General features: G+C 69.0%; 18 protein-coding genes, 1 tRNA gene and 1 pseudogene. 5 read left to right on the top strand and 15 right to left on the bottom strand.

Going from position 1 to position 19,786, the window contains the following annotated elements; translation table 11 throughout:
• Nucleotides 1-25: 25 nt before the first annotated feature.
• The 11 genes from ACFSNB_RS05445 to ACFSNB_RS05395 all read right to left on the bottom strand — a co-directional run bounded on the left by ACFSNB_RS05445 (nucleotide 26) and on the right by ACFSNB_RS05395 (nucleotide 12,345).
• Entirely contained in the window at nucleotides 26-1,021 is a 996-nt protein-coding gene (locus tag ACFSNB_RS05445; protein ID WP_377315023.1) for an extracellular catalytic domain type 2 short-chain-length polyhydroxyalkanoate depolymerase, read from the bottom strand.
• A gap of 82 nt (nucleotides 1,022-1,103) precedes the next feature.
• Nucleotides 1,104-1,916 carry an ABC transporter permease gene (locus tag ACFSNB_RS05440; protein WP_377315022.1) on the bottom strand — a complete coding sequence of 271 codons (813 nt, stop codon included), beginning with the start codon at nucleotides 1,914-1,916 and terminating at the stop codon, nucleotides 1,104-1,106.
• Nucleotides 1,913-2,659, bottom strand: a complete 747-nt coding sequence (locus ACFSNB_RS05435; protein ID WP_377315021.1) for an ABC transporter ATP-binding protein — start codon at nucleotides 2,657-2,659, stop codon at nucleotides 1,913-1,915. The genes ACFSNB_RS05440 and ACFSNB_RS05435 overlap by 4 nt, the downstream gene beginning before the upstream one ends.
• Nucleotides 2,656-3,894, bottom strand: coding sequence for a hypothetical protein (locus ACFSNB_RS05430; protein ID WP_377315020.1), 1,239 nt, complete (start codon nucleotides 3,892-3,894; stop codon nucleotides 2,656-2,658). The genes ACFSNB_RS05435 and ACFSNB_RS05430 overlap by 4 nt, the downstream gene beginning before the upstream one ends.
• Before the next feature lie 14 nt (nucleotides 3,895-3,908).
• Complete coding sequence (locus tag ACFSNB_RS05425; protein WP_377315019.1) at nucleotides 3,909-5,249, bottom strand: hypothetical protein; 1,341 nt, start codon at nucleotides 5,247-5,249, stop codon at nucleotides 3,909-3,911.
• A gap of 203 nt (nucleotides 5,250-5,452) precedes the next feature.
• Nucleotides 5,453-6,766, bottom strand: a complete 1,314-nt coding sequence (gene purB, locus ACFSNB_RS05420; RefSeq protein WP_377315018.1) for an adenylosuccinate lyase — start codon at nucleotides 6,764-6,766, stop codon at nucleotides 5,453-5,455.
• Nucleotides 6,767-6,812: 46 nt separating this feature from the next.
• On the bottom strand, nucleotides 6,813-7,574 hold the full coding sequence (gene bluB, locus ACFSNB_RS05415; protein WP_377315017.1) for a 5,6-dimethylbenzimidazole synthase: 762 nt from the start codon (nucleotides 7,572-7,574) through the stop codon (nucleotides 6,813-6,815).
• Between the two features lie 450 nt (nucleotides 7,575-8,024).
• Nucleotides 8,025-10,328, bottom strand: coding sequence for an ATP-dependent Clp protease ATP-binding subunit ClpA (gene clpA, locus ACFSNB_RS05410; protein WP_377315016.1), 2,304 nt, complete (start codon nucleotides 10,326-10,328; stop codon nucleotides 8,025-8,027).
• A 37-nt stretch (nucleotides 10,329-10,365) separates the two neighbouring features.
• Nucleotides 10,366-10,701, bottom strand: coding sequence for an ATP-dependent Clp protease adapter ClpS (gene clpS, locus ACFSNB_RS05405; protein ID WP_377315015.1), 336 nt, complete (start codon nucleotides 10,699-10,701; stop codon nucleotides 10,366-10,368).
• 200 nt (nucleotides 10,702-10,901) lie between these two features.
• On the bottom strand, nucleotides 10,902-11,552 hold the full coding sequence (locus tag ACFSNB_RS05400) for a phasin family protein (RefSeq protein WP_377315014.1): 651 nt from the start codon (nucleotides 11,550-11,552) through the stop codon (nucleotides 10,902-10,904).
• 127 nt (nucleotides 11,553-11,679) lie between these two features.
• Nucleotides 11,680-12,345 carry a hypothetical protein gene (locus tag ACFSNB_RS05395; RefSeq protein WP_377315013.1) on the bottom strand — a complete coding sequence of 222 codons (666 nt, stop codon included), beginning with the start codon at nucleotides 12,343-12,345 and terminating at the stop codon, nucleotides 11,680-11,682.
• Nucleotides 12,346-12,545: 200 nt separating this feature from the next.
• Here ACFSNB_RS05395 and ACFSNB_RS05390 point away from each other — a divergent pair, with 200 nt between their 5' ends.
• From ACFSNB_RS05390 to ACFSNB_RS05375, 4 genes are all read left to right on the top strand, one after another.
• A complete protein-coding gene (locus ACFSNB_RS05390; protein WP_377315012.1) occupies nucleotides 12,546-13,823 on the top strand; it encodes a D-alanyl-D-alanine carboxypeptidase family protein in 1,278 nt (425 codons plus the stop codon).
• 249 nt (nucleotides 13,824-14,072) lie between these two features.
• A complete protein-coding gene (locus tag ACFSNB_RS05385; RefSeq protein WP_377315011.1) occupies nucleotides 14,073-14,882 on the top strand; it encodes a methyltransferase domain-containing protein in 810 nt (269 codons plus the stop codon).
• A 135-nt stretch (nucleotides 14,883-15,017) separates the two neighbouring features.
• Nucleotides 15,018-15,821, top strand: coding sequence for a type I methionyl aminopeptidase (gene map, locus ACFSNB_RS05380; RefSeq protein ID WP_377315010.1), 804 nt, complete (start codon nucleotides 15,018-15,020; stop codon nucleotides 15,819-15,821).
• Between the two features lie 163 nt (nucleotides 15,822-15,984).
• Nucleotides 15,985-17,031, top strand: a complete 1,047-nt coding sequence (locus ACFSNB_RS05375; RefSeq protein WP_377315009.1) for a hypothetical protein — start codon at nucleotides 15,985-15,987, stop codon at nucleotides 17,029-17,031.
• Between the two features lie 2 nt (nucleotides 17,032-17,033).
• On the opposite strand, the gene ACFSNB_RS05370 is transcribed toward ACFSNB_RS05375, so the two are convergent.
• A complete protein-coding gene (locus ACFSNB_RS05370; RefSeq protein ID WP_377315008.1) occupies nucleotides 17,034-17,738 on the bottom strand; it encodes a queuosine precursor transporter in 705 nt (234 codons plus the stop codon).
• Between the two features lie 125 nt (nucleotides 17,739-17,863).
• A complete protein-coding gene (locus tag ACFSNB_RS05365; RefSeq protein ID WP_377315007.1) occupies nucleotides 17,864-18,535 on the bottom strand; it encodes a glutathione S-transferase family protein in 672 nt (223 codons plus the stop codon).
• A 207-nt stretch (nucleotides 18,536-18,742) separates the two neighbouring features.
• On the opposite strand from ACFSNB_RS05365, the gene ACFSNB_RS05360 reads away from it, so the two are divergent.
• Nucleotides 18,743-18,818 (top strand) — tRNA-Lys (locus ACFSNB_RS05360).
• Nucleotides 18,819-18,902: 84 nt separating this feature from the next.
• Here the strand turns inward: ACFSNB_RS05360 and ACFSNB_RS05355 are convergent.
• Both ACFSNB_RS05355 and ACFSNB_RS05350 read right to left on the bottom strand, forming a co-directional pair.
• Nucleotides 18,903-19,256: a hypothetical protein gene (locus tag ACFSNB_RS05355; RefSeq protein WP_377315006.1), complete on the bottom strand. Its 354-nt coding sequence runs from the start codon at nucleotides 19,254-19,256 to the stop codon at nucleotides 18,903-18,905.
• Nucleotides 19,253-19,786: pseudogene (locus ACFSNB_RS05350) on the bottom strand (CHAT domain-containing protein); the annotation flags it as partial. The pseudogene ACFSNB_RS05350 and the gene ACFSNB_RS05355, both read right to left, overlap by 4 nt.

Raw genomic sequence — 19,786 nt, 5'->3', positions numbered from 1 at the left:
GCGGGCGCGGGCGGAGCCCGCTTTTTCAATGGGTCAAGCGTTCGACCATCGCCCGGATCGCCGCCAGTTGCGGGGCGGAGCGGCTGGCGAAATCCGCGCCGGTATAGCCCCACCAGTCCCAGCAGCCGCGCGGATTGAACGGCAGCAGGCTCGGCGCGACCTGGGGATACAGCACGATGATCCGGTTGGTCTCGGCCCAGCGGTTGTAGCCGGCCCGGACGGTGATGGCGTCGCCCACCGCCGCCACCCCCTGGCGGCAACCGTGGAACACCACATGCACCGCGCACTCCCGCCCCCGGCCGGCGCGACAGGCCTCGGGCAGGTAGAGATAGCCGGTATCGGCCAGATCGCTGCCGCCGAATTCGCGCTGGTCGAACGCCAGCGGCGGCGGCGGATCGGCCGCCGGCGGCTGCAACGGCCCGTACAGATGGTCGAGGATCGCCCCGGCCTGATCGTAGGCCCCCTCCCCCGCCGGCGCCGGACAGGTGTTGAGGTAGGGCGCCTCGGTGACTTCGCAGGGATGCTCGGCGGCGGGCGAGAGGAAGGCGTGACCGGCCGGCAGGTCGGTGACCGCGCGCAGATTGGCCTCCGCCACCCCGGCGCGGCGATAGAACACCGCCACCGCCGCCACCACCGCCGGCACCACGGTCTCGTCGCGGCTGCCGCTGAACAGATAGACCCGGCTGCGGGCCAGCCCGGCCAGCGGATCGATTTTGCCGGCCGAGGCGGCGGCATCGGCGGCGGCGAACGAGGCCTCGCCGCGCGGCGCTCCGCTCATGCAGCCGACCAGCCCCCCCGGGGTGACGCTGGCACAGGCATAAGGCCCGCCGGCCACCACCCCGACGCCGAGGGTGCTGGCGGAAAAGGCCACCTGATACTGCACCGCCATGAAAGCGCCGGAGGACAGCCCCGACACCGAACTCCGCCCCGGATCGGCCTGAAGCTCGGGCAACCGCTCCGCCCCCACCGCCACCGGGGACACCCCCAGCAACATCACCAGGACCCACCGCGCTCCCCGCATCGTCGCCTCCCGGACCAAGGACTGGGATCCAAGGGCCTTGCGGCCCTTGGCGGGTGCGGGCAGCGCCCGCTTTTTTTTCGCCCTACTCCCCGACGTTGAGCAGCGCCCCACGCACCCGGGCGCCGCGCCAGGCGAGGAAGAACACCGCGATGCCGACCAGCAGGAACAGCCCGTCGAGCGCCAGCGCCGACAGCATCAGATCGGTGCGCACCACGCCCTCGACCATCACCGTCCGCATCCCCTCGAACACATAGGCCGGCGGCAGCGCCCAGGCCAGCGGCTGGATCCAGTCGGGCAGGACGCTGACCGGATAATAGACCCCGGCCAGCGGCCCGATGGCGAAGATCAGCACCCAGGCGAGGCTTTCGGCGCCGAGACCGAAGCGCAGCACCATCGCCGACACCAGCAGCCCCATCGCCCAGCCCATCATCATCAGCAGCGACCAGAACGCCAGCAGCGGCAGCCCGAGCGAGAACACCGAGAAATGGTAGAGCGGGATCGCCAGCAGCGCCGCCGGCAGCACCCCGATCAGGGTACGAACCATGCTCATCAGCAGGATCGCCGTCACCATCTCGCCCGGGCGCAGCGGGCTGACCGACAGATAGCCGAGGTTGCGCGACCACATTTCCTCAAGGAACGACAGGGCGACGCCGAGATTGCCGCGAAACATCACGTCCCACAGCAGGGCGGCGGCGATCAGCAGGCCGCCGGCCTGGGCCACCCACGACGACACCCCGGACAGGAACTGGCTGGTGAAGCCCCACATCACCACGTTGATCACCGGCCAGTAGGCCATCTCGAGCAGGCGCAGCCACGAGCCGCGCAGGATGTAGAGATGGCGCAGGCACAGACCGCCGATCCGGCGCAGCGAGCCGCCGACCGCCGCCGCGCTCATGCCGCCACCCCGTCGGGCCGGCGGCGGTCGCGGGCGATGTCGAGGAACACCTCCTCCATCGTGGTACGGTCGTAGCGGGCGAACAGCTCGGCCGGCGAGCCGCGATCGACGATGCCGCCGCGTTTCATGATCAGCACCTGATCGCACATCCGCTCGACCTCGGTCATGTTGTGCGAGGCCAGCAGCAGGGTGGCGCCGGTCTGGGCGCGGTAATCGAGGAAATAGCGCCGCAGCCAGTCGGCGGTGTCGGGATCGAGCGAGGCGGTCGGCTCGTCGAGCAGCAGCAGGTCGGGGCGGTTGAGCAAAGCGCGGGCCAGCGACACCCGGGTCTTCTGCCCGGCCGACAGCTTGCCGGCGGGACGGTCGATAAAATCGGTCAGATCGAGTTCGCGCGCCAGTTCGGCGATCCGCGCCTTGAGCCCGGCGACGCAATAGAGATGGCCGTAGACGGTCAGGTTCTCGCGCACCGTCAGGCGATGGGGCAGATCGACATAGGGGCTGGAGAAATTGAGGCGCGGCAGCACCCGGTAGCGGTGGCGCACCATGTCCTGCCCCAGCACCCGGATCGAGCCCTCGCTCGGCAGCAGCAGCCCGAGCAGCATCGACAGGGTGGTGGTCTTGCCGGCGCCGTTGCCGCCGAGCAGCGCGGTACAGGACCCGGCGGCGACCGAAAAGCCGATCCGGTCGACCGCCACCACCGAGCCGAACCGCTTGGTCAGCCCGGCGACCTCGATCGCGCTCACGGGCGCGGCCGCGACCGCAGCCGCTTGTGCGGATCGCCCTGCAGCACCGATTCGACGTAGCGGCCCTGGAACAGGGTGATGCCGACCGAATGGCCGAATTCGATCGCCACCGGGGTGTCGCAGCGGCACAGGATGATCCGGGTCACCCCGATCCGCTTCAGCGCCTCGGTCTTGCGGTCCCGCTCCTCGGCCAGACTGCCGTCCCACACCAGCTTGATCAGGTCGGCGCCCAGCCGTTCGCGATCGACGAACGGCAATTGGGAATAGGTCAGGCCGTCGATGCAGATGCGGTAGCCGCGATCATGGGCGAAATCGCGCGCGAACAGATAGGCGCCGAGATCGGCGAAGATGTCGACCTTCTGCAATTCGAGCACGATGGTGCCGCGCATCCCGGCCTTGACGTTGTCGTCGAAGGTCAGGAATTCCGGTTCGAGGATGGTGGCGACGTTGAGATTGATGCTGATGTCGCCTTCGAGGGTGCGGTCGTCATGCTTGTTGAGCAGGCTGAGGACGCGGCGGTCGAGCGTCTCGGTCAGTTGCTGGAACAGCCAGGGGCTGGAATTGACGTTGACCGAGGGGAACAGGGTCTGGCGCAGATCGGCGATCGAGATGAACAGCTCGTGGAACACCGGCTGGGGCGGGGTCTTGCCGACCATCGCGCACACCGCCTGACGCCGCACCAGATTGGCGAGGTCGGCCTGCCCCAGCGCCTGCTCGACCCGGGTCAGCAGGTCGGGGGTGAAGGGATCGCCGCCGCTCGGCTGTTGCGGCCGCAACTGCCGGGCCATCGCCTGTTCGTGGATGGCGGCGCGGCGGTCGGCCTCTTCCTTGGCCAGCTTCTGGGCCTGGGTCAGCAACAGATCGTATTCGCGCTCGAGATCGTAGCGGGTGCAGAACGCCGCCTGCCGGCCGCCCGGCTCGTCGCGCACCAGCGGATCTTCCGAGAACAGGAAGCGCAGCTTGACCACCGCCGCGTCGACCTCGTCGGCGGCCTGGGCCTTGTAGATCACCATCAGGTCGGCATTGGCCAGGGTGAACACCTGGGCCAGCATCATCTTGACCAGCGGCTCGAACGCGCTGGCGACCACCCGCAGATGGTGCTCGCGCCGGTTCTGCGCCATCAGCCCGGACAGATGGAGATAGACCGCCTTGCGGTTCTGGCGGTGACGTTCGAGCCGGCGCAGGTAATCCAGCAGCTGGCTTTCCTGGCTCGGAGCGACGGAGGAGGAGGACATCGCGCGCTCCCTGGCTAGCCCAGCGCCGACAGCGGCGGGAACAGGTCGAGACGGTGGGAATTGCCGCATTCGCCCCGCAGGGGACCGGCGATCACCCCATGGCGCTGGGTGCATTGCGCCAGGGTGCAGCCGCCGGCATGGTCGCAGCCGGCCATGGTGGTGGCGGAGATCACCCGGTCGAGGAAATGGCCCTGGAACATGCGGATGCCGACCGACAGCCCCCACGACACCGCCGTCTCGGAATCACAGCGCGACAGGATCACCTTGTCGAACCCGACCGGCCCCAGGGCGTGCTGGACCTCGGCGGTGCGGATGTCGTCGACCAGATCGGCGCTCCAGCTCAGCTTGACGTAATCGGTGTCGAACAGCTCGGCATCGATGAATTGCAGGGTGACCGGGCTCATCCCGTCGAGCAGGGCCTTGTGGCCGTGGGCGCGCAACTGGTCGCGGGCGCGGAAGAAGCCGTCGAGATTGTTGAAGACGTCGACCAACTGGAACTCGACCACCAGACCGGCCCGGCCGCGCACCCGGGCCTCGAAGCGCTGGAACGCCTCGGTCTCGATCGTCGCCATGTTGAGGTTGAGCGAGAACGCCTTGGGCAGGACGCGGAAATCGGCGTCGCGCAGCACCCCGAGCACCTGCTGGTCGAGCACCTCGGACAGATGCTGGAACAGCCAGCGGTTCGACAGCAGATCGACGTCGGCGGCCAGGGCCTTCTGCAGGTCGGCGATCGACATGTAGAATTCCTGGAACTCGACCTCGGCCGAGCGGTGGTCGAGGATGCGGATCGAGGCCTGACGCCGCACCACCCCGGCGATGTCGGAGGCGTCGATTCCCGCCAGCACCCCGGCCAGGGTGGTGGCCTCGAGCGGGCGGCGCCGGGGCGGGGCGTCGCGGCCGGCGGCGGCGGCGCGGGCCCGCTTGGTCTCCTCCAGCAGCTCGCCGCACAGGGTGAAGAAGCGGTCGTAATCGATCTCGAGGTCGTAGAGGGTGACGAAGCGGTCGCCCTCTTCCGGCGCGTCGGCATAGGTCAGCGGATCGGTGGCGAACAGCGCGCGCAGCTTGTAGACGATGGCGTCCAGCTCGGCCAGCGGCGCGTCCTTGCAGATCAGCAGGATGTCGGAATTGGACAGCAGGAACAGCTGGCCGCGATAGACGCTGACCATCGATTCGAACATGCGGAAGGCGATGCGGATCCGGCCCTCGCCGCGATTGGCCGGCAGCAGGCGGGACAGATGCAGATGCAGGGCGATCCGCCCCTGGCGCAGCCGCCCGATCCGCTCGGCGGCATCGTAAAGCAGGCTCTCCGGGGTGACGACTTCCTGCGGTTTTCCTCCGAACGCACCGGCGCTCATCCAGGCCTCTTCAGTCAAGCCCCGGTCGAAGGGCTCCGTTGGCGGGCCGGCCGGTTCGTTGAACTGGCCATCTGTTTAGCAATACCACCGCCCCAGGCGAAGGTTCTAGCCTGAAAATCTTTCCCGGCGGCGGGGCGTGGCGGGGCCGGCGCCCCGCACGCGGACCGGGAGACCCGTCTCCCGGTCCTTCTCCTGGCGCGGGGTCAGGCCCGGCCGAACACCCGGGTGAAGATGGTGTCGACGTGCTTGGTGTGGTAGCCGAGGTCGAACAGCGCCTCGAGCGTCGCCGGGGCCAGCCGGGCGGTGACCTCGGCATCGGCCTTCAGCAAATCGAGGAAGCTGGCCCCCTCCTGCCACACCCGCATCGCGTTGCGCTGCACCGCCTTGTAGCTGTCCTCGCGGCTCATCCCGGCCTGGGTCAGCGCCAGCAGCACCCGCTGCGAGAACACCAGCCCGCCCAGCTGATTGAGGTTGCGGGCGACGGCGTCGGGATAGATCACCAGATTCTCGACCACGTTGGCGAGGCGGTGCAGGGCGAAATCGAGGGTGACGGTGGCGTCGGGGCCGATCATCCGCTCGACCGAGGAATGGGAGATGTCGCGCTCGTGCCACAAGGCGACGTTCTCCAGCGCCGGGGTCACCATGCCGCGCACCAGCCGGGCCAGCCCGGTCAGGTTCTCGGTCAGCACCGGGTTGCGCTTGTGCGGCATCGCCGAGCTGCCCTTCTGGCCGGGCGAGAAATATTCCTCGGCCTCACGCACCTCGGTGCGCTGAAGGTGACGGACCTCGATCGCCAGATGCTCGATCGAGCTGGCGATCACGCCGAGGGTGGCGAAGAACATCGCGTGGCGGTCGCGCGGGATCACCTGGGTCGAGACCGGCTCGGGGGTCAGGCCCAGCCTGGCGGCGACATGAACCTCGACCCGGGGGTCGATGTTGGCGAAGGTGCCGACCGCGCCGGAGATGGCGCAGGTGGCGATGTCGGCGCGCGCCGCCACCAGCCGGGCGCGGGCGCGCTGGAACTCGGCGTGGAAGCCGGCGAACTTGAGGCCGATGGTGACCGGCTCGGCATGGATGCCGTGGCTGCGGCCCATGCAGACCAGATCCTTGAACTCGAACGCCCGCTTCTCCAGCGCGGCCAGCACCCGGTCGAGCCCGGCCAGCAGCAGGTCGGCGGCCTGGGTCATCTGCACCGACAGGCAGGTGTCGAGCACGTCGGACGAGGTCATCCCCTGATGAACGAAGCGGGATTCGGCGCCGATATGGGCGGCCAGCTCGGTCAGGAAGGCGATGACGTCGTGCTTGGTCTCGCGCTCGATCTCGTCGATGCGGGCGATGCGCTCGGCGGTATAGGGCAGGTCGCCGCGCTGCCACACCGCCCGGGCGGCCTCGGCCGGGATCACCCCGATCTCGGCCAGGGCGTCGCAGGCGTGGGCCTCGATCTCAAACCAGATGCGGAAGCGGTTGGCGGGCTCCCAGATGCGGGCCATCTCGGGGCGGCTGTAACGCGGAATCATGACAACCTCGGGCTTGGAGAAACGAAGGGAACGGGAAGAACGGGCCTCAGCGCGGCAGATCGGCGACGAAACGGCCGGCGGCAACCGCCTGCTGATCGTCGTGCAGCCGCCGCGACAGCGGCGCCTCGGGGGCGACGGCGCCCCACTGATCGTAATGGACCAACTGGTCGAGCGCCAGCCGCGGCCGCCAGCCGGCGGCCTCCAGCTCGGGCACTGGATGATAGCCGCGCACCCGGCCGATGCACAGATAGGCCACCGGGACGATCGCCTCGGGGATGCCGAGCGCCTGCTGCACCGCCCGATTGTCGAAGATGCTGACCCAGCCGACCCCCAGCCCCTCGGCGCGGGCGGCCAGCCACAGATTCTGCACCGCGCAGACCGAGCTGAACAGATCCATCTCGGGGATGTGGGTGCGGCCGATCACCACCGGCCCGGCGCGATCGCGGTCGCAGGTGATGCAGAGATTGACCGGGGCGTCGAGGATCCCCTCCAGCTTGAGGCCGCGATAGACCGCGCGCGGGCCTTCGGGGAACATCAGCGCCGCCTCGGCATGGGCGCGGTCGAAGGCGTCATGCACCCGCTGCCGCACCGCGCGGTCACGCACCAGGACGAAGCTCCACGGCTGCATGTAGCCGACCGAGGGGGCATGGTGGGCGGCGATCAGCAGCCGGCTCAGCACCGCGTCAGGCAGCGGGTCGGGCAGGAACTCGCCCCGGACGTCGCGCCGGGTCAGGATCGCACGGTAGACCCCGTCACGCTCGGCGGCGGGCAGCGGATCGGCGGGCAACAGGGGACGGTCGGTGTCCATCGGCGGACGCTCCCGGTAAGACGGCGGAAGCCCGGACTTATAGTCGATTCCCGCCGCCGCCGTCATCCCCTCCGCGATGACGGCGTTTCTTACCAAAATATCATCTTGCCGACACGGTTCGGTAACCCGGCCGGCGGCATAGTTTCCCCATCAAGTTTCGTTGCTCGGATGGTCCCCCGACCCGAAACAGCCATGGTCCTCCCTCCGGCCGCGGATCCCCCTCCCGGCCAATCGCGACAAGCCCCCCGCACCCTCCCCCCTGGTGCGGGGGTTTTGCGTTAAGCGGGCTCTGCCCGCACCCGCGAGGCAGCCAGCGGCTCCTGGACCTGCTTCGGTTTGTCGTCTTGACGAAAAACGGGGTGTTTGCGGGCCGAGCCCGCAAGCGGGCGCGGGCGGCAGCCCGCTCGCGCAGCGAAACCGCCCGGCTGGGAGCCAGCCGGGCGGGAAGGATCAATCGACCAGTTCGGGTTCGGCCGCCTTTTCCGGCCCGCTGGCGGCGGAGGCGATGTCGAAGGTCAGCGTGTTGTCGGGCCCAAGCCCGATCCGCACCGTGCCGCCCTTGGCGAGCCGGCCGAACAGCAATTCCTCGGCCAGCGGCTTCTTGATGTGCTCCTGGATCACCCGGGACAGCGGGCGGGCGCCGAAATTGTGATCGTAGCCCTTCTTGGCCAGCCAGGCGCGGGCCTCGTCGCTCAGTTCGATCGACACGTCGCGGTCGCCGAGCTGGGTTTCGAGCTGCATCACGAACTTGTCGACCACCCGGCTGACCACCTCGGGCGACAGGTTGGCGAACGGGATCACCGCGTCGAGCCGGTTGCGGAATTCCGGGGTGAACAGCCGGTTGATCGCCTCGGTGTCGTCGCCCTGGCGGGTCTCGCGGCCGAAGCCGACCGCCGCCTTGGCCAGATCGGCCGCCCCGGCGTTGGTGGTCATGATCAGGATCACGTTGCGGAAATCGATCGCCTTGCCGTTATGGTCGGTCAGGCGGCCATGGTCCATCACCTGGAGCAGGATGTTGAACAGGTCGGGATGGGCCTTCTCGATCTCGTCGAGCAGCAGCACGCAATGGGGATGCTGATCGACCGCGTCGGTCAGCAGGCCGCCCTGATCGAAGCCGACATAGCCGGGCGGCGCGCCGATCAGGCGGGAGACCGCGTGGCGCTCCATGTATTCCGACATGTCGAACCGGGTCAGCTCGATGCCGAGGATGCGGGCGAGCTGGCGGGCGACCTCGGTCTTGCCGACGCCGGTCGGACCGCTGAACAGATAGCTGCCGATCGGCTTGTCGGGCTCGCGCAGGCCGGCGCGGGCCAGCTTGATCGCCGAGGCCAGCGCCTCGATCGCCTTGTCCTGGCCGAACACCAGGGTCTTGAGGTCGCGGTCGAGCGAGCGCAGCGCCTCCATGTCGTCGAGCGAGACCGACTTGGGGGGGATGCGGGCGATCTTGGCGACGATCTCCTCGACGTCGTGGACGGTGACCTTCTTGCGCCGCTTGGATTCGGGCAGCAGCATGCGCGAGGCGCCGACCTCGTCGATCACGTCGATCGCCTTGTCGGGCAGCTTGCGGTCGGTGATGTACTTGGCCGACAGCTCGACTGCCGCCTTGATCGCGTCGGGGGTGTAGCTGACCTTGTGGTGGCTCTCGTAATAGGTCTTGATGCCGTTGAGGATCTTGATCGCGTCGGCAACGCTCGGCTCGTTGACGTCGATCTTCTGGAACCGCCGCACCAGGGCGCGGTCCTTCTCGAAATGGGTGCGGTATTCCTTGTAGGTGGTCGAGCCGATGCAGCGCAGGGTGCCCGCCGCCAGCGCCGGCTTCAGCAGGTTGGAGGCGTCCATCGAGCCGCCCGAGGTGGCGCCGGCGCCGATCACGGTGTGGATCTCGTCGATGAACATGATCGCGCCGTCGTAATTCTCGAGTTCGCTGACCACCGCCTTCAGCCGTTCCTCGAAATCGCCGCGATAGCGGGTGCCGGCCAGCAGCGCGCCCATGTCGAGCGAGAAGATGGTGGCGTTGCGCAGCACCTCGGGCACCTCGCCATTGACGATGCGCCGGGCCAGCCCCTCGGCGATCGCGGTCTTGCCGACCCCGGGATCGCCGACATAGAGCGGATTGTTCTTCGAACGGCGGCACAGGATCTGGATGGTGCGCTCGATCTCGGGCTCGCGGCCGATCAGCGGGTCGATCTTGCCGTCGATCGCCTTCTGATTGAGGTTGACGCAATAGGCGCCGAGGGCCTCGCTGCCGCGCTTGACCACCTTCTCGGCCCCGGCGAGGTCGTCCTCGACCCCCTGGGCCGGGCGGCTCTGGCTGCGGCCGGCGGCCTTGGCGACGCCATGGCTGATGTAATTGACCGCGTCGAGCCGGGTCATGTCCTGGATCTGGAGGAAATAGACCGCGTGGCTCTCGCGCTCGGAGAACAGGGCCACCAGCACGTTGGCCCCGGTGACCTCCTCGCGTCCGGCCGACTGGACGTGGATCGCGGCGCGCTGCACCACCCGCTGGAAGCCGGCGGTGGGCTTGGGGTCGCTGCCGCGCGGCCCGACCAGCTCGGACAGGCTGGTGTCGAGGAAATCGGTCAGGTCGGCGCGCAGTTTCTCGACCGAGACGTTGCAGGCCCGCAGCACCGCGATGGCGTCCATGTCGTCGGTCAGCGACAGCAGGAGGTGCTCGAGCGTGGCGTATTCGTGGCGCCGCTCGGAGGCGAGCGACAGGGCGCGGTGCAGGCTTTGCTCAAGGTTGCGCGACAGCATGGGCCGATCCTTCCTGGCAGGGAGTGGCTCTGGCGGGCTACTCCTTCTCGATCGTACATTGCAGCGGATGCTGATTCTGGCGCGCCAGATCCATCACCTGGGTCACCTTGGTCTCCGCCACCTCATATGTGTACACGCCGCAGACCCCGACCCCCCGCGTATGGACATTGAGCATGATGCGCGTCGCCTCTTCGCGGCTCTTGGCGAAGTAGTGCTCGAGGACGTGGACGACGAACTCCATCGGCGTGTAGTCGTCGTTCAGCATCAAGACCTTGTACATCGAAGGCTTGCGGGTGCGCGGGCGGGTCTTGATGACCACGCCGGTCTGACCTGCGCGGTCGCCGTTACGCCTCTCGTTGCCGTCCTCGCTCATGGCCTCCCCGGGGCGGTGATCCTTACGAACTGGGTACCCTTATCATATTGGGAGAAACGGGCGGACGAAAAGGGCCGATCGATGCGAAAGGCGCGACAGAAGGCGAGTCTCCGGGGGAAAAACGGCAAAAAAAGGCCCGGCGGAGGGACTTCCGCCGGGCCATGGCCGAAAAAAGCGGCAAAAGCGTCCGCCACCGCCGCTCAGGCGGCGTGCAGGGCCCGCTCCAGCGCCGCCTCGACCCGGGCGGTCAGCGGCGCCACCGAATCCTCGATCAGGCGGACGGTGTGGTCGCCGAGGCGGCTGCCCTCGGCCAGCAGGCGGTCGAGATTGCCCCGGGTCAGGTCGGCCTGGGCGTCGATCAGGTCCTGGACGGTGCGCGCACCCAGCACCGCCTTGGCGGCGGCGACGTTGTCCTCGATCGACACCTGGACCAGCCCGATCGCGGCGCGGCCGAGTTCGTGCAGCCCCTGGGTCAGGATGGTGCCGGATTTGACCAGGGCGTCGAAGGTGTCGCGCTGGAAGGCGATCGCGTCCTCGTAGCCCTCGAACACCGCGCCATGCGCCTTGACCGCGGCGGCGACCTGCTCGCGGCCGAGATCGAGCGCCTGGTCATAGCCCTTGGCCGCCGCGTCGGCCGAGGCCTTGGCGACGGTCTCGATCGTCTCCTTGCCGATGTTGACCGCCTCGCCCAGGGTCTTGACCGCCTCGGCCTGGGCCGCGGCGATCGGGGCGACGATGGCGTCGGCCCCCGGCACGGCCGGGGCCGCGCCCTTGGCCGCCCGCGCGGCGGCGGCGGGCCGGGGAAAGTCCTCGACGCCCTCGGACCCGGTCGGTTTGACTTTGGTGGTCATCTCTTCCCTCCATCCCGACAGCGCACCGGGGCCGGGAAACCGGCCCTCATGCTGCGTTGCAACATGAGCATGATCCCGCAGCCGGACGCGGACTGTCAAGCCTCCTTTCGCAGGTGCAGCATTGTGGCTATTTCACCAATCCGTTGCGGCCGATGGTGAGGAGGAAGTCGTTGGCGGCGCCGCGCGGCTCGGCATCGGCGCGGAACGGATCGAAGCCGCGCTCGCGCGGTTGGGCCACCCCGTCGCGGCCGGGATCGCGGGCGAACAGCAAGGCGGGGAAGCGGGCGGCGGCGAAGGACGGCGAGGGATAACGCCAGCCGGTGACGGTGAAGCGGCCCTGGTGGCAGGTGGCGGCCAGCCAGTAATAGTCCCGCGACGGCAGATCGAGCCCGACCGCAGGCGGGCCGAAGGCGCCGGCGGCGTCGAGGGCCTCGATCAGGGCGTGATGGTCGGCCTCGGACAGGGTGACATGGGTCTCGCCCGCCCGCCACGGCGCCAGCAGATCGTCGCTGGTCAGCTGGGCCAGATTGCCCGGGCCGACCACCCGGATGCGCAGGTCGCGGGCGGTGCCGTCCCATTCGTAGATCCGCAGCTGCTCGCCCCACACCGCGTTGTAGATCAGCCGCAGCCGGTCGGGACCGCCGGCGGCGCAGGATTCGCGCAGATCATCCCCCCCGGCGAAGGAAAACCATTGCAGCTTGCGGTAAAACGGATTGCCGATGTCGTCGCCGTGATAGGCGCAGGCGCCGAGGGCGAGCGCGACGGCCAAAGCGAGGCCTGCTCCAATCTTCATGCGCGGTCTCCGCTGGAGGGCCGGACCCGGTGCCGGACGGCCGGGGCGGCCAGGGCAGTCGAGGGTGCCAGAAAAAAAACCTGCCGCCAAGCTGGACTCTCCCTGACGAAATCTTTAGAGTTTTAGGGTAACTGTCGCTCAATCCTCATCCGGAACAGCAGGCTGCCACCGTGCATTCGAGATGCCTGGGGGTTTTCCCATTGCTTCGCAATTTCCTGGCGGGATTGATCGTCCTGCTGTCCCTGTCCGCCTCTCCCGCCTGGGCCGGACGTTACGCCTCGATCGTGGTCGATGCCGAAAGCGGCAAGGTGCTCCATGCCGCCAACCCGGACGTGCGCAGCTATCCGGCGTCGCTGACCAAGGTGATGACGCTGTTCCTGCTGTTCGACGAGCTGGAATCCGGCCGTCTCAGGCTCGACAGCCAATTGCGGGTGTCGGCCCACGCCGCCGGGCAGGCGCCGTCGAAGCTCGGCCTGCGTCCGGGCGAGACCATCGCGGTGCGCGACATCATCCTCGCCTTGGTGACCAAGTCGGCCAATGACGCGGCGGTGGTCGCGGCCGAGGGCATCGCCGGCAGCGAACCCGAATTCGCCCAGATGATGACCCGCAAGGCCCAGCAACTGGGGATGAGCCGCACCGTCTACCGCAACGCCTCCGGCCTGCCCAATTCCGGCCAGATGTCGACGGTGCGCGATCAGGCAATCCTGGCCCGGGCGATGATCAACCGCCACGCCGCCGAATACCGCTACTTCGCCACCCGCCAGTTCGTCTGGAAGGGGCAGACCATCACCACCCACAACCGGCTGATGCTGCGCTATCCCGGCGCCGACGGCATCAAGACCGGCTACATCGCGGCGTCCGGCTTCAATCTGATCTCCTCGGCGGTGCGCGATGGCCGCCGCATCGTCGGCGTGGTGTTCGGCGGCACCAGCGGCCCCCAGCGCGACAATCACATGAAGGATCTGCTCGACCGCGGCTTCGCCAAGCTGCGCACCGGCGAAAGCGTCGAGCTGGCCGCCGCGCCGTCGGCCGACGACACGGCCGACCTCGACGAGCTGGTCGCCGCCGCCCATGCCGCCAGCACCGCCGCCGCCGCCAAGCCGGCGACGAAGGCCGCCGCCCGTCCCGCCCCGGCCAAGCCGGCCCCGACCAAGGTCGCCGCCAGCAAGCCCGCCTCGCACGGCAAGGCGGCCAAGCGGGCCGCCGACGACGAGGCCGCCGGCGATGCCGAGGACAGCTGGACCATCCAGGTCGGCGCCTTCAAGGAATACAAGCCGGCCCATCAGGCCGCCACCAAGGCCGTCCACACCCTGGGCAAGATGGTCGGCAAGGGCGCGATCGACATCGACAAGCAGAAGGGCCGCACCCCGGTCTACCGCGCCCGTCTGGCCGGGCTCAGCCTCAGCCAGGCCCGCGCCGCCTGCAAGCGCCTGGGCAAGGCCGGCCAGAGCTGCAAGCTGATCGGCCCCGACGCCTGACGTCTGGCTCATCCCGGGTTTCGGGGTGATGTGGGCTCCGCCCACCCGCGCCCAAGCGGAAAAGCCGGTCCACGCCCGCCCCCCCCAATGGGATCCAAGGGCCTTGCGGCCCTTGGCGGGCGCGGGCAGAGCCCGCGATAGAGTCTCCTTGAAAATCGAGGGGATGCCGACCTAACGCGACTTGAGCCGGTTCGAAACAAAAGACGGGCGCGGGTTGGCGACGGGGCGCGCCCATGCGATAACCCGAGGATGGATACCATTTTCGACCGCCGGGCGGTGCGGCGCCATCGCGACCGCGCCGCCCCCATCGCCGCCAACCATGCCTTCCTGATCGAGGAGGTGGCCGACCGTCTGGCCGACCGCCTCGCCGATTTCGACCGTCCCTTCCCCCGCGCCCTCGACCTCGGCTGCCACGGCGGCGAGATGGCGGCGGCGCTGGGCGGGCGCGGCGGGATCGAGCATCTGGTGCAATGCGACCTGTCCCCGGCGATGGCCACCCTCGCCGCCGGCAACGGCCACCCCACCCTGGCCGCCGACGAGGAGGCGCTGCCGTTCGCCCCGGCCAGCTTCGATCTGGTGCTGTCCTGCCTGTCGCTGCACTGGGTCAACGACCTGCCCGGCACCCTGGTGCAGATCCGCCGCCTGCTGAAGCCGGGCGGGTTGCTGCTGGCCGCCCTGCCCGGGGCCGGCACCCTGACCGAACTGGCCGAGGCGCTGGCCGAGGCCGAAACGGCGCTGGGCGGCGGCGGCCCGTCGCGGCTGGCCCCGCTGGCCGACATCAAGACGCTGGGCGCCCTGCTGCCGCGCGCCGGCTTGGTCGAGCCGGTGGCCGACGCCGAGCCGATCGTGGTGCGCTATGCCGAACTGCCCCGGCTGCTGGCCGACCTGCGCGGCATGGGCGAGGCCAACGCCCGCACCGACCGCCGCCGGGGCATCGCGCCGCGCCGGCTGCTGGCCGAACTCGACCGTTGCTACCGGGCGCGGTTCCTGGGCGCAGACGGCCGCCTGCCGGCCACCGTCGAGGTGATCACCCTGACCGCGCGGGCGCCGGCGTCCTGATCCTTCGCCGCCCCCTTTGGGGGATCGGAGGGGACGCTGCCGCCACGATCTGTTATACCCGAATGAACCCCTTTATTTCCGGCCGGCGGCGCGACGCGCCCGGATCCGCGCCGGAGCAACGGACGCGAACGCATCATGGAACGCAAGGATAGGGACGCCTCCCGCATTCATGTCTATGGCCCGGCCGATTTCGAAGGCATGCGCCGGGCCGGCCGGCTGGCGGCGGAGACCCTCGATTTCATCGGCCCGGCGATCGTCCCCGGCGTCACCACCGAGGAACTCGACCGGCTCTGCTCGGCCTTCATCGCCGAACGCGGCGGCATCTGCGCCCCGCTCGGCTATCGCGGCTTCCCCAAATCGATCTGCACCTCGATCAACCATGTCGTCTGCCACGGCATCCCCTGCGACAAGCGGCTGGAGGACGGCGACATCATCAACATCGACGTCACCCCGATCCTCGACGGCTGGCACGGCGATTCGAGCCGGATGTATTACGTCGGCAAGCCCGGCGTCAAAGCCCGCAAGCTGGTCGAGATCACCTACGAATCCCTGATGCGGGCGATCGAGATCGTCCGGCCCGGGGTGACGCTGGGCGACATCGGCCACGTCATCCAGAGCTTCGTCGAAAAGCACCATTTCTCGGTGGTGCGCGATTTCTGCGGCCACGGCCTCGGCCGGGTGTTCCACGAGCCGCCGAACATCATGCATTACGGCCGCCCCGGCGAGGGCCTCGCCCTGGTCGAGGGGATGATCTTCACCATCGAGCCGATGGTCAATGCCGGCAAGCCCGGCACCAAGATCCTCGCCGACGGCTGGACCGCCGTCACCAAGGACCGCTCGCTCTCGGCCCAGTTCGAACATTCGATCGGCGTCACCGCCACCGGCTGCGAGATCTTCACCCTCTCCCCCGGCGGGCACCACTACCCGATCGCGCCCTGAAAGGTTGCCGTCTGTGAGCACGCCCACAGACGGTGATCCGCCCACCCGGCTATGATGGAAACGGTAAGGCGCCCCTGGTCGGCAACGACGGCGGGGCGCCGGAGCCTTCCCATGTCGGAGCCGGTCCATCGACCGGCCCGGGGCGAGACAGAGTGAAGAGATCGTGTCCGAATCCGCCACAGCGGTGTTCCGCATCAACCTTGCCCTGCGCGGGCCGGTGGTCGACATCCTGGGCCAGTTCCTGCCGGAACTGAACGCTCTGCCGCGCGAGGACGCCTACGACCGGGTGATGGACGATCTCGGCCTGCTCGGGCGCTGCTTCGCGGTGTTCCGGCGCGAGCGGGCCCGTTTCCGCGCCGTGCTGATCGACGAGCGCCACCGCCCGGTCAGCGACGATTTCGTGCCGCTGTCCTGCGGCCGCTCGCTGGCCGAAGTGATCGCGATGGTGGTCCGCACCGCCGCCAAACGCTATTTCCGCCGCTCGCTGGCGCCCGCGCCCGCCCGCCCGGCCGAGCCGCCCCGCCGCAGCCCGGCCGACGAGCTGTACGACGCGATCAAGGCCTATCTGCTGCACGATTGGCAGGTGCCGCTGGTGCCGCATTATGCCCGGCTGACGCCCTCGACGGTGCGCCGGCTCGGCCGCCGCCTGCTCGAGGCCCGCGAACCCGACGCCCTGACCCGGCTGGTCGACGGCCCCGACCCGGCCGAAGCCCGCCCCGCCCGCCCGGCCGGACCGCTGCCGACCGCGCTGTCGGGCGGCCGCCCCACGGCCACGGCGCGCCGGTCATCTGCCGCCTCGGCCACCGCCGCCGAAATTCTCTCGCCCGACAGTCACCAGCTCCACCCCGACGCCTTCGTGCCGGTGTGGCTCGACCCCGACGTGCGGGCGGCGCTGCCCAATCCCGACAATGTCCGCGCCGCCGCCGAGATCCTGCGCGGCGTCGGTGCCGCTCCCGCCGTCGCCCTGGTCGAGGGGCTGGGCCTGCGCAAGGAACAATTGGCGGTGATGCTGCTGGTGGCCGAGGATTGCATCGGCACCACCGTGTTCGGCCGGCTGTTCGGCCCGCGCGCCGATCCCGAACTGGTGGCGCGGATCGTCGATCGCGCCCGCCTGCACGGCATCGGCCCCGAGGCCGGCACGATCGAATGCGCCCTGTTCATGCGCAGCGTGTTCGCCCGCTTCGGCCACCGCTCGCGCCACGCCGACTGACCCTACACCCGCCAGCGGAACGGGTTGAAGTTGGTGTGGCGGTCGTACCAGTCCACCCCCTCGGCCCGCTTCAGCCGCCCGACCAGCCAATAGGTCAGCGGGGTCGACAGCACCTCCCAACTGGTCTTCAGCACATACTGGGCCAGCGCGACCTTGACCAGATCGCCGGGCTGCCAGATCCCCCAGAAGGCGATGACGTAGAACAGCGACGAATCGACCAGCTCGCCCACCGCGGTCGAGCCGATGGTGCGGGTCCACAGCCAGCGCCCGCTGGTCCACACCTTGAGGCGGGCCAGCACGTAGGAATTGGCGAAACTGCCGCACCAGAAGGCGAGCATCGACCCGGCGGCGATCCGCCAGGAATTGCCGAACACCCCTTCGAGCTGGCCCTGATAGCTCTGCATGAAGCGGCTGTCGGACGGCGGCAGGGCAATCACCACCGCCGCCATCACCGCGGCAAAGCCGAGCGCGGTGAAGCCGGCCCACACCACCCGCCGGTCGCGGGCATAGCCGTAGACCTCGGTCAGCACGTCGCCGAAGAAATAGGAGATCGGGAAAAACAGGATCCCGGCGCTGAAGGTCACCGGGCCGAGCAGCGGCAGATCGAGCACCGCCTGCTTCGCCGCCCCGATCAGGTTCGAGCACAGCAGCACGCAGACGAAGGCGGCCATGATCAGGTCGTAATAGCGGTAGGAGCGCTGTTCCATCCGTCGTCCCGGCCGGAGAGGGCGGGAGTCACTATAGCCGGGGATCGGCGGGCTGTCGCCCGCGACGGGGCTTCCGCCCCGCACCCCGACCGGGAGGCCGGCAGGCCTCCCGGACCCACCGGGGCTCAGAAATCGAGGTCGGCGTAATGGCGCGGGGCGGGAAGGCCGGGCAGATGGTCGGCCAGCAACGGGCGGAAGCTCGGGCGCGACTTGATGCGGGCGTACCAGTCCTTGGCGGCGGGATGGTCGTCCCACGGCACGTCGCCGATGAAGTCGAGACAGGAGATCTGCACCCCGGCGGCGATGTCGGCCAGCGAGAAGGTCGGCCCGGCCAGCCAGGCCCGCCGCTCGGTCAGCCAGCCGATATAATCGAGATGGTCGTGAATCGCGGCGAAGGCGGCCCGCATGCGGCGGGAATCCGGTTCGGCGCGATGACAGCCGAGGCGGCGGAACACCTTCTGACCGAGCAACTGGTCGGTGACCTCGACGTGGAACTTGTAATTGAACCAGCCGACCAGCCGGCGGGCCTCGGCGCGGGGGGCGGGATCGGTGGGCAGCAGCGCCGGATCGCGATGGATCTCGTTGAGATATTCGGCGATCGCGAGACCGTCGCACAGCACCAGCCCGTTGTCCTCGACCAGCACCGGGGTCTCGCTGGCGGGGTTGAGGGCGACGAATTCGGGACGGGCTTCCCAGAATTTTTCGGCCTGAAGGGCGAACTCCAGCCGCTTCTCGGCCAGGACGACCCGGACCAGACGGGAAAACGGGCAGAGCGGATGATGGAAAAGCGTTCTCATGGCGTCTTCTTAACCCTTTTCGCCCGGCCGGGCCAGTGCCGCGCGCCCTGCCCCGCCCCCCCGTGGCGGCGGCCTCGGCGGGGGCGCGCGACGGGCCGCAAACTTTTTTTGGACAGGCTGCATTTTCCCCTTGCCAGCCCCCCCTGATTTTTTTTATAAACCGGGCCTCCGCCGGACGCTGGCACGGCAACGAACGCCAGACACTGCGGGCGCATAGCTCAGTTGGTAGAGCAGCTGACTCTTAATCAGCGGGCCCAAGGTTCGAGTCCTTGTGCGCCCACCAAGTTTCGGTGGTGATAACCCCCTGGAAAGCCTCGCTTTCCAGGGGGTTTGTCTTTGGGGAAACGGGATACGGCGAAAGGAACACTCAGCGGGACAGCCGATCCATTACCTCGTCGGCGGTGGCGCGGGACAAATCGAGCGGCGGGTCAAGCCGGTAGCGCAGCGTCGCCGGCGTGCCCGAGGCGTGAACCTCGGCGAGAAAGCGCGTCACCGCCTCGGTCAGATGAAAGCGGTCCTCCAGCGACAGGAGGTCATTGACCCCGCCGACCAGGGTCAGGACCACGGTGGCGGTGTTGAGCACTCGCCCCCGCTCCCCTTCGGCCGCAGGCACGTCAACCCGCCGGACCGGCTCCGCGCCGCCGAGACGACGCAGCAGGTCAAGCGCCAGCGGCTCCAGCGCCGCCGCTCCCGGGCCATGCAGGCACAGGTCAAGACTCACGCTTCGCCCTCCGCCCTGTTCTCCCGGATTGGCCGTTGCAACGCGCGGATGTCGGCGAGACGTTTCGCCCATCCCAGCCTCTCCGCCGCCTGTGCGGCACTCTCCAGGACCGAAAGAGCCGGCTCGGCAGCCCCACAGGCGGCCAGGATCTGACCAAACAGCGTTCCCACCGCGACCAGACCGTCGGCCCTGCCCGACTTCTGCAACCGGGAAAAGCTCTCCGCCAAGTCTTCGACGAGGGCCTGGGCGTTCCCTTCGGTCAACCCCTCCTTGGCCAGGAGGATCTGGGCGCAGTTGAAACGAACGGCGGCGATCCCGTCGTTGTCGCCGAGTCTGTCATAGACCGGCAGTTCTTCCTCCTGGCGGATCTTGAGCGCGGCATCCAGCTCGCCGCGGGCCATCAGGATGTCGGCGATCTGGCCCATCGTCACCGCGCGCGAGCGCACATCACCGAGTCTGTCATAGACCGGCAGTTCTTCCTCCTGGCGGATCTTGAGCGCGGCATCCAGCTCGCCGCGGGCCTGAAGGAT

Source organism: Phaeospirillum tilakii (assembly GCF_042683125.1).
Classification (GTDB): domain Bacteria; phylum Pseudomonadota; class Alphaproteobacteria; order Rhodospirillales; family Magnetospirillaceae; genus Phaeospirillum; species Phaeospirillum tilakii.
This window is presented reverse-complemented; position numbering and strand designations above follow the sequence as displayed.